The organism is Bacteroidota bacterium (genome assembly GCA_016715425.1).
In the GTDB taxonomy this organism is placed as follows: domain Bacteria; phylum Bacteroidota; class Bacteroidia; order Chitinophagales; family BACL12; genus JADKAC01.
Genome location: JADKAC010000007.1, coordinates 228,071 through 242,970, shown reverse-complemented (window position 1 = coordinate 242,970; position 14,900 = coordinate 228,071). Strand labels below are relative to the sequence as shown.

The 14,900-nt window shown below is 35.5% G+C and carries 12 protein-coding genes; 5 read left to right on the top strand and 7 right to left on the bottom strand.

What is annotated here, in order from left to right; genetic code table 11:
- Positions 1–17: 17 nt before the first annotated feature.
- Positions 18–731, top strand: coding sequence for a hypothetical protein (locus IPN31_13345; GenBank protein MBK8682860.1), 714 nt, complete (start codon positions 18–20; stop codon positions 729–731).
- A 68-nt stretch (positions 732–799) separates the two neighbouring features.
- Positions 800–3,871 (top strand): glycosyl hydrolase, encoded by a 3,072-nt coding sequence (locus IPN31_13340; GenBank protein MBK8682859.1) that lies wholly within the window; start codon positions 800–802, stop codon positions 3,869–3,871.
- A 31-nt stretch (positions 3,872–3,902) separates the two neighbouring features.
- Here IPN31_13340 and IPN31_13335 read toward each other — a convergent pair whose 3' ends face one another.
- The 7 genes from IPN31_13335 to IPN31_13305 form a co-directional block, all read right to left on the bottom strand.
- The gene (locus IPN31_13335) at positions 3,903–6,176 is read right to left on the bottom strand and encodes a TonB-dependent receptor (GenBank protein ID MBK8682858.1); all 2,274 of its coding nucleotides are present in this window, start codon (positions 6,174–6,176) and stop codon (positions 3,903–3,905) included.
- Between the two features lie 120 nt (positions 6,177–6,296).
- On the bottom strand, positions 6,297–7,394 hold the full coding sequence (locus IPN31_13330; protein ID MBK8682857.1) for a serine protease: 1,098 nt from the start codon (positions 7,392–7,394) through the stop codon (positions 6,297–6,299).
- Positions 7,395–7,432: 38 nt separating this feature from the next.
- Positions 7,433–8,050, bottom strand: coding sequence for a YdeI/OmpD-associated family protein (locus tag IPN31_13325; GenBank protein MBK8682856.1), 618 nt, complete (start codon positions 8,048–8,050; stop codon positions 7,433–7,435).
- Positions 8,051–8,179: 129 nt separating this feature from the next.
- A complete protein-coding gene (locus IPN31_13320) occupies positions 8,180–8,644 on the bottom strand; it encodes a hypothetical protein (GenBank protein ID MBK8682855.1) in 465 nt (154 codons plus the stop codon).
- 81 nt (positions 8,645–8,725) lie between these two features.
- Positions 8,726–8,932 (bottom strand): exodeoxyribonuclease VII small subunit, encoded by a 207-nt coding sequence (gene xseB / locus IPN31_13315; protein MBK8682854.1) that lies wholly within the window; start codon positions 8,930–8,932, stop codon positions 8,726–8,728.
- Positions 8,925–10,328, bottom strand: a complete 1,404-nt coding sequence (gene xseA, locus IPN31_13310) for an exodeoxyribonuclease VII large subunit (GenBank protein ID MBK8682853.1) — start codon at positions 10,326–10,328, stop codon at positions 8,925–8,927. Before xseA ends, xseB begins: the two co-directional genes overlap by 8 nt.
- A 66-nt stretch (positions 10,329–10,394) precedes the next feature.
- The gene (locus tag IPN31_13305) at positions 10,395–11,600 is read right to left on the bottom strand and encodes a low temperature requirement protein A (GenBank protein MBK8682852.1); all 1,206 of its coding nucleotides are present in this window, start codon (positions 11,598–11,600) and stop codon (positions 10,395–10,397) included.
- 89 nt (positions 11,601–11,689) lie between these two features.
- Here IPN31_13305 and IPN31_13300 point away from each other — a divergent pair, with 89 nt between their 5' ends.
- From IPN31_13300 to IPN31_13290, 3 genes are all read left to right on the top strand, one after another.
- The gene (locus IPN31_13300) at positions 11,690–12,346 is read left to right on the top strand and encodes a hypothetical protein (GenBank protein ID MBK8682851.1); all 657 of its coding nucleotides are present in this window, start codon (positions 11,690–11,692) and stop codon (positions 12,344–12,346) included.
- A 107-nt stretch (positions 12,347–12,453) separates the two neighbouring features.
- Positions 12,454–13,092, top strand: a complete 639-nt coding sequence (locus IPN31_13295; GenBank protein MBK8682850.1) for a response regulator transcription factor — start codon at positions 12,454–12,456, stop codon at positions 13,090–13,092.
- 116 nt (positions 13,093–13,208) lie between these two features.
- Positions 13,209–14,810 carry a T9SS type A sorting domain-containing protein gene (locus tag IPN31_13290; GenBank protein ID MBK8682849.1) on the top strand — a complete coding sequence of 534 codons (1,602 nt, stop codon included), beginning with the start codon at positions 13,209–13,211 and terminating at the stop codon, positions 14,808–14,810.
- Positions 14,811–14,900 lie beyond the last annotated feature (90 nt).

The following is a 14,900-nucleotide window of genomic DNA, read 5'->3' as shown; positions in this document are numbered from 1 at the left end:
AATCTATCAACTACAATATGAAAAAACTTATTTCTTTTTTGCTGGTGGCAATACTTGCAGTACCGGCATTTGCACAATCTCTTGACAAAGTATTAAAAGAATATTTTGATGCAGTGGGTCAAGATAAATTAGTAAAAATTGAATCCATTAAGGCAACCGGAAATATTGTACAGATGGGAATTGAAATCCCATTTATTATGTATAATAAGCGCCCGAATTCTTATCGCACAGAAGGTACTTTTCAAGGTATGACTTTTATTCAAGCTTATAATGGAACAGATGGTTATACTATTAATCCATTTTCCGGATCCACTGAACCACAGCCACTTTCACCTGATGAATTGAAAAGCATGAAGGTCCAAGCTGATATAGATGGTGTATTATGGAATTATAAAGAAAAGGGTAATAAAGTATCATTAGAAGCTGACCAGGATGTGGAAGGAACTCCTTGTTACACTATTAAAATCATTACCTCCGATAGCGATCAATACTTATATTATATAGACAAGGAAAGTTATATGAGCATCAAAAACTCTTCAATCGTAAAAGTGCAGGGTGCTGATGTAGAATCCGATACCTATATGAGTAACTTTTTGAAAGTGGATGGTGTAGTTTTACCGGGTAAAATTGAAAGCAGATATCAGGGCGAAACAACTATGGTTATAAATATTAATAGTTATGAGTTGAATACAAAACTCGATGATTCTCTTTTCGGCCCTCCCACTAAATAATTAAACATAAGTTATCTTAGGCTCCATGATTTATGGAGCCTTTTTTTTAATGATTAAAATTCAATAATGTGAAAAAATTACTTGGTCTTATTTCAATTGCTTTTCCACTTTTAGTATTTGGACAATCAACAATTACTGATGCAACATTTAGTGTGAAAGAAGGCAGGCAAATTGGTCCTGCGGTTATGAGTGGACGTATTGCTGCTATTGATGCAGTGGATTCTGATCCTAATATTGTGTATGTAGGAGCTGCAGGTGGCGGAGTTTGGAAATCAAAAAATCAGGGTACTACTTTTAAAGCGGTTTTCGATGATTACTCGCAATCTATTGGTGCAATTTGTATTGACCAATCCAAACCTGAAACTGTTTGGGTGGGAACCGGCGAGCCTTGGGTGAGAAACAGTGTATCCATTGGAACAGGTGTTTATCGTACTACAAATGGTGGTGAAAAATGGGAACTAATGGGTTTAGAAAAATCAGAACGTATAGCACAAATAGCCGTACATCCTAAAAATTCTGATATTATTTATGTTGCCGCACTCGGTGCGTTATGGGCTGAAAGTGAGGACAGAGGATTATACAGAAGTATGGATGCCGGAAAAACCTGGACAAAGATTTTATATACCAATGCATCAAGCGGTTGTACAGAAATTGTATTCGATCCACAAAATCCGGAAGTATTATATACTGCCTTGTGGGATTTCAGGAGAACAGCTTACGATCTGCGTTCAGGAGGTCCGGGCAGCGGATTATATCGCTCTGAAGATGGCGGAAATACCTGGAATAAAATTCAAAATGGATTACCTAATGAAACACTTGGTCGCATTGCGATTTCTGCTTCTCCAGTTGCTCCATATTATGTATATGCTTTAGTGGAGAGCGATAAGTCTGCTTTATATCGCTCGACTGATAAAGGAAATAATTGGGTAAGAGTAAGTAATCAATTAGAAATGGGTTCAAGACCGTTTTACTTTTCGAAAATTGTAGCCGATCCAATAGATAGTGCAAGGGTTTATAAGCCCGGATTTTATACACTCTCTAGTAATAATGCGGGTGCAACTTTCAGTTCTGTTTCTGTGGAAGGCGGTGGTTATCATCCCGATCATCATGCGTTATATATTAGTCCAATTGACAATCGTTTAATGTATGTGGGTACCGATGGCGGTGTATATGTTTCTGTGGATCGAGGAAATACCTGGAGGCATTGTCAGAATTTGCCTGTATCTCAATTTTATCATGTGAGTTTAGATAATGCAGTCCCTTATAATGTGTATGGTGGTTTACAGGATAATGGCTCATGGACCGGACCTTCCAGTAAATTAGGAGGAATAAAAAACAGCGATTGGAAAACGCTTGGTTATGGTGATGGCTTCAATTGCTTTGCAGATAGAGATGATCCAAACGTAACCTATTGGCAATATCAGGGTGGACGTATTTATCGTAGTAATTCTGCAACGGGTGAAAGCAAATACATTAAACCTTTTCCGGATGCGGAAACAGATGACTTGCGTTTTAACTGGAATGCGCCTGTTGTTTGGAGCAAAAAGAAAAACAATCTATATGTGGGTTCTCAATATTTATACAGATCGAAAAATAAAGGGGATAGCTGGGAGCGTATCTCTCCAGATCTTTCCACTAACGATCCTAATCGTCAAAAACAGGAAGAGTCCGGCGGCTTAACTCCGGATAATTCAACAGCAGAAAATAACACAACCATCTTTTCAATTGCCGAATCTCCATTGGATGAGAATATCATTTGGGTGGGGACGGATGATGGCAATGTGCAGTTGACAAAAGACGGCGGAAAAACCTGGACTTTATTAAATCCAAAAATTACAGGTCTTCCAAAACTTGCCTTTATTTCAGGCATTGATGCCGATAATTTTGACAAAGCCTCTGCCTATATTACAGTGGATGCGCATCGCAATGGTGACATGAGTGCTTATGTTTTTGCAACGCATGACTTTGGGCAAACTTGGCAAAACATTGCAACTGATGATATTAAAGGGTATTGCCATGTAATTAAACAGGATTTACAAAAAGCTAACATGTTCTTTTTGGGGACAGAGCTGGGCTTGTTTATCTCAATTGATAATGGCGCTAACTGGACAAGATATAAAAGCAATATACCTCCTGTAGCAGTTTACGATATGGCAATTCATCCAAGAGATAACGATTTGGTTTTAGCTACTCATGGTCGGGGTATTATCATTATTGATGATCTGACTCCGATAAGAGGACTAAGTACAGAAGTTTTAGAATCAGAATTTTCCTTTGTTCCAAACAGACCTTATGTATTTCCAAAAGATGGAATAATGCAGGATTTTTCCGGCGATCAGGAGTTTGTAGGTAAGAGTGCAAGTTCGGCAGCACAGATTTCTTACTTTATGAGTAAGCGCCATGTATTTGGTGACATGTACCTTGAGGTGTATGATAGTGACGGCAACTTGCTGAAGAAACTTCCTGCCTCCGGTAGAAAAGGTTTGAATATAGTATCTATTGACACCCGTATGAAAGCACCTAAAGTTCCGCTTTCAATAAATCCTTTGGGTGAAGCTATTTTCGGACCGGACAGGCCTGCCGGAACTTATACCATTAAGGTTATTAAAGAGGATCAGACTTATGAAACCCAATTAGATTTAAATGATAATCCGGTATTAAACTATTCGGATGCCGATAAAAAAGCAAGAATGGATGGACTAATGAAAGCTTATAATATGTTGGAGGAGTTGGCTTTCATTGATAAACAGGTAACTGAACTTCGGGATCAATCTATCATCCTGGCAGATTCAGTAAAGAGCAAGGGAATGAGAGGTTTATGTTTTGAGATTAATCAACTTACTACCACTATGCATGAGCAAACTGTTTCCACTCAACAGGGTGAAGGAGGCATTGTTGGGCAAGTGCGTTTGCGAGAAAAGATAGGTGAAGTGTATGGAGCAATTTTGGGTTATAGCGGCAAACCGGGTGAGCCGCAACTCAATGCCTTGGAATTATATAATACACAAGTTAAAACTATGGGTGAATTACTTGATCCAATAAAGAACGATCAAATGAAAGATTTAAATGCGTTCTGTGTAAAACAAGGATTAACACCAATCACACTCACAACCCGAGAAGAATTTTTTAAAGAAGAATGATTAGAAAGCCCCGAAAGGGGCTTTTCTTATTTTAGAAATTATAGCTTAATGCTAAGCTGGGAAGTATCGGCAATTGATTCACCCTTTCATATCTCACACGGTCGAAATAAAAGATATTCTCACGATCGTAAACATTGGTTACACTGAAGGTAGCTTCCATTTTATTTCCGTTCATAAATTCAAATTTCTTCTTGGTAGAAAAGTCTAATCTATGATAAGTTGGCAGCCTTCCACCATTGAGTTTATCATCGTAAATAATTCCCAAATTACCATTGGTGTTGGTATAGTCAGTTCCTATACCATCCACAAAATCAATGCTTTCATAAAATCCGGCTGTTTGAGTAAAAGGAAATCCAGAACCGAAATTCCATCTTACACTCACTTCCCAACTTTCATCGGCACCTAATGCATAGGAGCTTACAAAGTTGACATTATTACGGCGGTCGTAATGAGGCGGATAAGTTTGTTCACCATTGAATCGGGTAATCCAACCTAAGGAATATCCCACCCAAACATACAGACGCTTATAGTCGTATTTCACCAAAAAGTCTATACCATATGCTTTACCATTCTCTGTTGCGAAGTCCGGGTCAGTAACCGTTAATTTGTTTCGGTTAATTTCTATTAATTGGTTGAAGTATTTGATATATGGCTCAACATTAAACTCAATATAATTAGTAACATCATATTCAATTCCAAAGATGGCATGTGTCGCTTTTTGAAGTTTGGAATTTGCAGGTGCTGTTCCATCGGGATTCATAAGTGTGCTTTCCGGACCTGATAAGAAACCGGTAAATAAATTCACTACATCCTGATCGCTTTTTGTACTGATAAGATTCTGAGAATATAAACCACCAGCAAACTTCAATCGCAATCTATCAGTCAGGTTATATTTCATACCCAATCTTGGTTCGGGAGAAATTTCACCGAGGGAAGCATAGTATTGAATTCGTAAACTGGGTTCAATAATAAATTTATGGTCATAAACCTTGCGCACCTTCACATATAATCCCAACTCAGTGGTAAATTGTTGTTGCTGATATTGTTGACCAATACGGTTGAAAAAAGTATAATCCGTTTGAAAGCCAATTGCTTCAAAACCATATTTCACATCGCCTTCCGGAATAAAATAAGTAAAGTCAATACCTCCGTTAAATCCGCTAATGAAACTGTTTCTCGGTTTATTATCCGCTTCAGTTTGGGTCACATCATATTGGGAATAGGCAAACACACCTTCAATCAATGCATTGGAATTGGCCGGTACCACAACAAAGTTGGTTCCTGCACCAAAGCTGTTCCACTTAAACTGTGTGATATCCGTATAATTTACACTATCTCTAAAGTTGAAACCAAAAACATTGATTTTATTTCCAGAAGTATTATTCAGTGAAAGCTTGCCGTAATAATCGGTGAACTGATAAGGGATTCCTTCGCCTTCATTTACATATGGATACAAACCTGTGGAGGTTTTATCTAAATAAGAATGTTTTACTGATACAAGATAAGTTAAACTCGTTTCGGAGTTTTCAGGATTGGTAAGCGGTCCTTCTAAAAGCAAACGAGCTAAGAATGGACTGGCGGAAACCTGACCTGCAAATTCCTTTTTATTTCCATCACGACTCGTAATATCAATAACTGCGGAAATTCTGTCGCCATATTCAGCACCAAAACCACCAGTGTACACATCAACACTGCGGATGATATCTGTTTCAAATACTGAGAATAAACCAATGGAATGGAAGGGATTGTAAATAACCATACCATCCAGCAATACTTTATTTTGAATAGGAGAGCCCCCACGAATATATAATTGACCACCCTGATCTCCGGTGAAAATTACTCCCGGCAACACTTGTAAATATTGTGCAAGATCCGGTTCACCACCGATAGATGGCAATCGTTCTATTTGTTTTACAGTAATGGGAATTGTAGAAATTTTTACTTCCGTCATGCGCTCCTGTGTTTGAGCCGTAACCGTAACCACATTTAATGTGCGTTCTGCCGTAACTAATTCTAGTTTCACAGTGGTGATTTTACCATCTTCAACAATTACTTCCTGAAACAAACTATCGTACTCAATATTAGTAACCAATAAATTATATGTTCCTACAGGCACTTTAGAAATGCTGAAGAAACCATTTACATCGGTTGCGGCTCCTTGAGAAGTTCCGGATATAATAACATTTGTAAATATTACGGGCTCACCAGTTTTAAGGTCGTAAACAAAGCCACGAACATCTCCTGTTTGAGCCTGCGCCGCATAGGCGAAAATGATAATCAGAGTTAGGGTGAAGATTCTTTTCATACAAGTGGGCGAAAATACAACATCAACTGAATAGCGTTAAAAATATAAAAGAGAAATTTTGGGTTTATGACTGCCTATTGACTTACAAGTTTACCGAGCATTAAATGTTGAAGTAATATATCAACGCACCTCCGCAGGATCAATAATGAAAATTACCGGAAGCAACAGTTCCATTTGTAATTCCTGTGGTTTCATATTTACGTCACTCAATACTTTTTGTGCAAGAGCAATATTATTATCAGTAATTATTTTACGAATACTGTTTACCGGGATTACTGTGCTGCTTCCATTTGCCAAATCAGTACTCACCATACCGGCCAAATTTCCCTGTCTGTCAAACACCGGACTTCCATTACACCAGGGATTTATTTTTGGTGAAACACCATAGCGATTATTTGATGAAGAAATTATCACTGCATTTTGTAGATGTTTATTTTTTAAAGTTGAAGTATCAGCAGTATTATAGCCAAGACAAAATATATTATCACCAATAGAAAGTGCAGTTCCAAAATTGTAGGGTAGTGTATCCTGAAAAATAAATGTGGGATCATTCACTTGAACTAAAGCCAGATTACTTTCAATATTGCGATTGATAATTGTAGCAGAATATTTTTCTCCGGTGGTCGCATTTTTTACAATCACATTGTCAGAATCATCCAGCATATTATTCTGTGTGAGTAAAATTCCTTTTGCAGAAACTAAAAAGGCATTTACCAAAGTAGGATCGTAAATCGGTTCAGCAACTATTGTCGCCACATTCGTCTGCTGAATAATAATTTGTTTATCCGGGAAAACACGATTGTAAATCACCGCCGGTCGTGTATTCCAATTCACATGCATCACACCTGCTTCAATCATAATACTTAAAACCTTGCTACTGCTTTTATCACCCATATACCATTTCGCCTTATAAGTATTTGCAGTATTGCCCCCGGTAAGATTTGCCTTTGTATCACCCACACTCCAAAGAGAAGCATCTTCCTGTGCAGCACCCGATAAATAAATAAGTTGATAGGAATTAGTACCGTTGCTCTTCAATGCAACTGTATATTTCGGACTGCCACTTTCTGCCTGCACATTTTCATAGATGCCTTCATTCGCATCTGTTCCATTGGCAAGCCAGTATTGTTGTAATGATTCATAAGTCCATTGAGGAGATTGCGCTGAAGCACAATAGAAAATATTCAAGAGGATGTATAATGAAAAGAGTTTACTCATTTGCGGAGCCGTAAAGTTAAGCAATGCCTTTCTTGCAATTAAGATTTTTCATAACGCCAGTTTCGGGACTTCCCTTCCGCCAGCCATTCCAAGGTTGTAGATATTCGCTTCTCACGGGTAGGTTCTGTTTTGGCTTCCGTTATCCATTCTAAGGATTCTTTTTTATGAGAAGGCGGCATTTTCTCAAAAGTTGCTTTTGCTATTTTGTTTTTGTTTAATCGTTTTTGAAAATATTCGGGGATAATCAATTTTGTTTCTGCAATAACTTTTTTAGTCTTCGGCAATTTTACATCTGCATCATTCAGCGCCATAGCTTCTTTTATGTACGACTTAATAATAGCATCTGAAGGCAAATCTTTTAAAGCAGTAATTTTTCCAAAATGCCCCATTGCAGTTTTTCCACTTATTTCAAAAATTTTCTTATTATCCTTCATCAAAGCAGCTTTCCAAAAAGTAAAAGCACAATGATTTTTAAAAGCAGCCATGCTACAAAGAATTTCTTTCTTATAAATAAAATTTGGAAAACCCCATTTAATCTTTTCCTCCACATCAGGACAAGCAGTATGCACAAGTTTTCTTAAATGATTGAGAACAGGTTTTGCAAATTCCTCTGCCTTGTCAATGTATGCATCAATGAGTGGATTGGTGGTGGGCATTTTTTTTATTAAAGATAGAGAATTGGTGAGAGGTGAGAAGTGAGTAGTGAGGAAAAAAAGCGAAGTCGAAGGCTAAGGCAATGGCAAAAGTTGCAAACAATAGAGTATTCAATTTTAAAGACTAAATCTTTATTCAATAATAAGATTACAAAGCCGGATTCTTAATTCAGCTAAGCCATCCAGGTTAGGCATTTTAATTTCAATGTCTGTAATCATGTGGGTATTATATTTAAGTTGAAAGGCTCTGTAATCTGCAAATTTTTTCAACTTGCTATCGGCGCTTACTTCTTTTAGAACTTCCTCACCAAGTTCCTCTCCATATCGTGTAATTAATATTTTATTTGCAATATCATTGGCTGCATAAATAGTTAATACATTTGCTTCACTGATTTCCAACGGTAGGGTTTCCTCTCCCGCTTTTATTTTTTCTTCCAGAGTTTTTGCTTCTTCTATAGTTATTATTTTTTCTATTTCTTCATAAGGGAATAATAATATTTTACTGGCCATTAAATATGCTTGCATATAATGTAAGGTGGCTCTTAAATGATACCTGTATTCATGCACCGGGGGTAAAGAAATTTCATTATAGTCCATTTGTGATATTTGTTGTAGTAGATAAATTTAGGTTGATTCTTTTATTTATTCTGATGAAAATAGCTTCAAAGAATTAATATCTCACTCATCCCCCTTATCCAGTTCCTTCAATATTTTATTTACATCTTCTTCTGTGGTGGTGAGTTTTTCTTTGCATATCTGGATGAGGAATGCTGCTCGTTTTACTTTTTCTGAAAGCTCGTCAACGGATATTTCGCCTTCTTCTATTTCTGATACTATGGTTTGCAATTCTTCAAATGCTTCTGTGTATTTCATTGTTTCACTCATCGCTATTTTTTTTAGTGGTAATTACTTCGCTTGTTATTATTCCTGAATATATTTTTGTTTGCAGTAAATCTCCTGCTTTTATATTTTTTATTTGCTGCACAAGTTTACCATTTAATGTGGTTATACTGAATCCTCTTTTTAATATATTTTCCGGATGCATTACCTGTATTTTTTCTTCAATATGTTTCAGACCAATTCTCTCTTGCTTAAAAATTCGGGGTAGGGAATATTGCACTGCACTTGCGGCTTGTGTAAGTTGCACTCGTTTATGCATTACATAGTTGTTGCTGTCTTTTATAATGATAATACTCTTGTGTTTTATTTCTCTGTGTTGTTTTAGCAGAATAGCTTCTGAGTGTTGTTGAAGTTCACCAATACATTCAGCAATGCGGTATTTACCATTGGTCACCATGTTTTCTGTAACAGACTTAAATAATTTTAATTCTGCAAGTAATTGTTGTGTAGCATAATCCAAAATCTGTTTTGCATGTACCGCAATATATTTCTCCGCATTTTTTACAGGCACAGAAACATTATGAAATTTCTGAATTAAAAATTCTGCGAGTTTAGTGGGTGTAATTGCATTGGTATGCGCAATCATTTCACTCACAGTTTCATTTGTGGAATGTCCGATACCGGTTAACACAGGAAGTGGGAATTCTGCAATTGTTTTAGCGAGATTGTAATTATTATAACAACTCAAACCAACATCGCCACCACCACCACGAATAATTGCCACTGCATCAAAATGTTGTTTTACTTTTTTTATTCTGTTGAGTTGTGAAATAATATTTTGTGCTGCTTTATCACCTTGCAATAAAGAGGGGAGGAGCATAAAGAAAAATTTATAATTCCAACTATTGGTTTTAATTACTTGCAAAAAATCTGCATAACCTTTACTTGTTTCCACCGATATAATTGCAATGCGTTGTGGTAGGAGTGGAAGTGCGATTGATTTATTTGTATTGAAAACATGTTCTGTTTGCAATCTTTTAATCGTGTCTTGTTTTTCTTTTTCTAGATCACCTAAAGTATAACCCGGATCAATATCTAAAATTTGAATACTCAATCCATGTAAAGCATCAAAAGATATTTTGGCAAGAAGCAAAATTTTAATACCATCTTTCAGTGGTTCTTTTAATACAGTTAAAAATTTTCTGTTGATATTTTGAAAATCACCTTTCCACAATGTTGCCCGAACTTGCGCAATTACTTTTTCATTATTTCTTTCTATTAAATCAGGATAACAATGTCCGGAATGTTTATAGTAATTTAATTTATTCATTTCGGCAGTCATCCAAAATGCACTCTTATATCTTGCTTCAATTGTCCGCTCAATACTTGCAGTAACTTCAGAAAGCGAAAACACTTTTTTATTTGAAATTTCTATTGGCATTATGCTATAAAAATAATTTAAATTTTATCTCAAAATACAATTATCGAAATTTAACTTTTCTATTAATTATATTTCTTCTTGCAGATTAATTCCATCTTGTGAAACCCTTCTGTAATACATGAAATTTAAATAGAGTATTTCCATTGTGAGTATCGCAATTACAGAAATTAAATACCATGTTTGAGAAAGGGGAAGGTTTAGCAGAGAGAAAATAATAAACACAACACCTGTGATAAGTATGGATAGTCGCAATTTTGCTATTAAATCATCAAATTGAATTGGATACTTCAGTAGTCCGATTAACAAACTGATAGAAATTAAAAATGCGGCAATCCCATATCCAAATAATGGTTGTAAATCCACTGTGGAGGCCTCACCAAAAAAAGAAGAAAAAATTGCAGCAAGAAAACCCAATGCTATAATTGTTGGAAGATAAATTAACTCTAATAATGAAGCTCTTAAAAAATTATCTTTCGCTTCCCGTGCGGCAATTACTGTAAAGAATATCCACCATAATGCAAAAGCAATAGTCATTGCTAAAGCGAAATTTAACCACAATGAAAAATCGAATGTATGTATTCCAATTACACCATTTACTACACCGAGTACAAGTTCGCCAAAGAGTATTATAGTGAGTAATCCTAATCGTTCGAACATGCTGGATGACAGATTGAATTCTCTGGATAAGGGGTTAAGAAAAAAGTATGAAATAAATGGTGGACTATAGTTGCAAATAATTATAAAAGGAATAATAAATTGAAGTGAGTTATCCGGCAAAAACAAACTTAAACCCATAAGAGCAAATGAAATCAGATAAAGTAAAATGTAGTGCCAACTGTAACGACGATGTTCTTTATCATAAAAGCCCACACTCCACCACAGATAAGTAATAAACAATTGCATAATCATAAACACAATGATGATGTAATGGTGATGTGGATCCGGATTTATCTCTAATGCAATTACTATCGCTGCAATAATCATCATTTGCCAAAGCGTAATTAGTCGGGTTCTCAGTCCCTCGTTTCCGTGCAAATCATGATATATACTTCCATTCAGCCAGCCCCAATATATAAGTGTGAACAGACAACAATATTCCAAAAAACTGTCGAAACTTATATGCACTGCTAAATGATGTGTGATGTGTGAGATTGCAATCACATACACAAGATCAAAGAATAATTCCAACCAACTTATCCTGCGCTCTTTTTGAAGTGGTTCAAATTTTTTTGGCGGCCCCCACCATGCTGTTGCACTTTTGCGTATTTGCATAAAAAATAGTTGAAGCAAAATTATACATTCATAGATTGCATTCGAAAGTGATAGGAGAGAAATTTCTTTTCTTATTTTTAGAAATTAATATGATGCAAAGAATATCTATTTTATTTTCGATTTTACTTCTTATCCTTTTCAGTTCCTGCGCAGCGAGCAAAGGAGGTAACAGACATCTCACTAAATTACCTATGGAAGGTAAAACACCTGAAATAGTAATTAAGAATAATAGCACCATAGCTTCAATTGAAATAGAACCAATTTTTCTAACTGAAATAAATTCTTCTGATGCCAGTGGAATTTATTTTGAAGAACGTGATTATAAATTGAATGATGCAAAACCAGAAATGGTAAAACTCACAACGAATGGTCAGGATATAAAGGAAGATAGGAATACAAAGGATAAAGAAGAAAAAAAACTGGAAGAAAAGAATACGGAGAAGAAGAAATTCTCTATGGCAAATCTGAGTTTCCTTTTTGGTGTAACTGGTCTCGGCATATTTGTATTAGCACTTTTATTATTTGTTCTGTTTTCATTTTCAATGAGTCTTTTCTTTCTTGTGCTTGCTTATTTATTTACAATTACTGCATTCATTTTAGGGATTATAGCATTGCAAAGAATAAAGAAAGAAATGGAATCTTCTAATGAAATTTGGAAAGCAAAGTTTGGAGTCATTGTAGGGTCGGTTGCTATTCTTGCTTTTGTTGTAGCGATAGTAGCTTATTTATTTTCGTTTTTATTTTAAGTTAAAAAAGTAGAAATAGAATTTTATAATTGAAGAGAAATAAATTTCATCTCCCCTTATTTCGGTATTTTTAATGTATTAATGTTGCAACATATTTGCAGAAAACAATGGATATCAAAGTTTCTATATTCGAAGATAACAAACACCTTAGGGAGAGTTTACAAATTCTTATCGGTGGCACACCGGGTTTTAAATGCATTGGTATTTATCCCGACTGTCGAGATTTATTGTTTCAATTAAAACAACATACACCTGATGTGGTGTTGATGGATATAGAAATGCCGGGCATGAATGGCATTGATGCGGTAACAAAAATTAAAGAACATTTACCTACAGTTCAGGTGCTGATGCAAACCATGTTTGATGAAGATGAATATGTATTTAAAGCTATCTGCGCCGGTGCCTCCGGTTATATTTTAAAAACTACAACGCCTTCCGGTTATATAGAAGCTATTCAAAATGTATTCAGCGGTGGTTCGCCCATGACGCCTTCTATTGCAAGAAAAGTGTTTGATTTATTTAAAAATAATGTTTCTCTGCCGAGTCAACACAACTATAAACTCACTGAAAAAGAAAAGGAAATTCTGCAACATCTTGTAAAAGGGAGAAGCTATAAAATGATGGCGGATGAAATGCATATCTCCACCGAAACTGTAAAGACACACATGAAAAACATTTATACTAAATTGCATGTGAACTCTAATACAGAAGCTGTTGCATTAGCCTTGAAAGATAGGATTGTGTAATCGCATATTGAATTAAAAATAACACTGAATTTTTTTATTACTCTCCCCCAATCTCGGTATGTTGTTTTGTTTAAAAATGATAGAATTTTACTTCGAATATTTAAAACTAAACTCTTATGAAAAATACAACTTTACAACTCACATCATTTTATTATAGAATTTTTTTTGTTGCTTCCTTTCTTCTTTTGCAATCATTTATAAGTTATTCTCAAACCTCGGGAGTTTTAGATATTACATTCGGCGATACAGGAACATTCACTACTGCTTTCGGACCACAGTATGACGTTCCTCAAGGATTAATAATACAGCCCGATGGAAAAATTGTGGTGTCAGGAACCGCAGGAACAATAGATGGGACAGTTACGAATCTTGTTCTTATCAGATTAAACCCTGATGGCACTTATGATACCTCATTTGGTGAAGATGGTATTGCAAGTGTTGATCTGGGTATTTCACAATTTGTTGAACAAAGTATTCCGTTAGCCATTCAGGATGATGGAAAATTAGTAACGGTGTTACACAAAAAAAATGGTGATTATTATGATTATGCAGCAATTCGTTTTAATACCGATGGCACATTAGATACATCTTTTGATGGCGATGGTATTGCAGAACAAGATGTCTTCTACCAAAATGATTTTCCAACTGCAGTTGCTATACAAAGCAATGGTAAAATTTTAGTGTACGGCACCGGTACGTCGGGTTCATTTTATAAAATAGGGTTAGTAAGATTTAATTCTGATGGAAGTTTAGATGAGAGTTTTTCTATTGATGGACAATTTATTTATGATTTTGGATATGGAGATAATAGTTCATCAGATGTACATGTTTTACCCGATGGCAAAATTATGTTGGCAGGTTATGCTGCTATGGATGGAACATCTAGGGATGTGTTTGCAATAAAGTTAAATGAAGATGGAAGTTTTGATACTTCCTTTGGGGAGGATGGGATTGCTGTATTTGCAATATCTGTTTACTTTGATTTTTGCGGCTCCTCTTTTATTAAAGAGGATGGGAAAATATTATTTTGTGGTAGCATAACTCCAGGTAGCGGAGATTATGATCCTTTTGCTCTGCAAATTAATGCCGATGGAACTATGGATACTTCATTTGGTACAGATGGTATTACTGTTATTGATTTAGGTGACAGACCCGATTATGGTCGTTTTATAACTGAACAAAGTGATGGAAAAATTTTGATTACCGGTTATAATGATCAATTTGATACTATCAAATGTGTAGTCATTCGATTGAATGAGGATGGCAGTTTGGACAATACTTTTGGAACTGAAGGTAAAACTATTTTTTCTACTGGAAACCCCGATTATCGTGGTGAGGCAATGGCTATTCAAAACGATGGTAAAATTGTAGTAACTGGATGGAACAGGGCTGGCACTATTGGCGGCGGGGGACTTAGTTTCGAATGGAGTGTAAGCAGATTTACTACTTCAACACCGGTTGCAATTCAATCTATTAATGAGTTGTCAATTACTTTATACCCAAATCCTGTTTCTGATAATTTAATAATTCAAGTTCCGGATGTAAATACAATATATACCTTGCAAATAGTAAATAGCAACGGCGAATTAATAAGTGAACAAATAATTAATCATACTTCTTACAAAACAATTTCTGTTCAGCACTTGCCTTCAGGATTTTATTTTCTTCAACTGAAAAATGAAAATGAAAATTATGTAATGCCTTTTCAAAAATTATAATGTAAAATGGCATACAAGTTTTAACCTGCTTTTATACATCGGTTAAAAACTGGTTTCTAGAATCAAGCAGAGTTTTATAATAATATTTAT

Excerpts from the sequence above, each read along its gene's own strand:
- IPN31_13345 (MBK8682860.1), top strand. The coding sequence starts at position 18 with ATGAAAAAACTTATTTCTTTTTTGCTGGTGGCAATACTTGCAGTACCG.
- IPN31_13335 (MBK8682858.1), bottom strand. The coding sequence starts at position 6,176 with ATGAAAAGAATCTTCACCCTAACTCTGATTATCATTTTCGCCTATGCG.
- IPN31_13330 (MBK8682857.1), bottom strand. The coding sequence starts at position 7,394 with ATGAGTAAACTCTTTTCATTATACATCCTCTTGAATATTTTCTATTGT.
- IPN31_13325 (MBK8682856.1), bottom strand. The coding sequence starts at position 8,050 with ATGCCCACCACCAATCCACTCATTGATGCATACATTGACAAGGCAGAG.
- IPN31_13320 (MBK8682855.1), bottom strand. The coding sequence starts at position 8,644 with ATGGACTATAATGAAATTTCTTTACCCCCGGTGCATGAATACAGGTAT.
- xseB (MBK8682854.1), bottom strand. The coding sequence starts at position 8,932 with ATGAGTGAAACAATGAAATACACAGAAGCATTTGAAGAATTGCAAACC.
- xseA (MBK8682853.1), bottom strand. The coding sequence starts at position 10,328 with ATGCCAATAGAAATTTCAAATAAAAAAGTGTTTTCGCTTTCTGAAGTT.
- IPN31_13305 (MBK8682852.1), bottom strand. The coding sequence starts at position 11,600 with ATGCAAATACGCAAAAGTGCAACAGCATGGTGGGGGCCGCCAAAAAAA.
- IPN31_13300 (MBK8682851.1), top strand. The coding sequence starts at position 11,690 with ATGATGCAAAGAATATCTATTTTATTTTCGATTTTACTTCTTATCCTT.
- IPN31_13295 (MBK8682850.1), top strand. The coding sequence starts at position 12,454 with ATGGATATCAAAGTTTCTATATTCGAAGATAACAAACACCTTAGGGAG.
- IPN31_13290 (MBK8682849.1), top strand. The coding sequence starts at position 13,209 with ATGAAAAATACAACTTTACAACTCACATCATTTTATTATAGAATTTTT.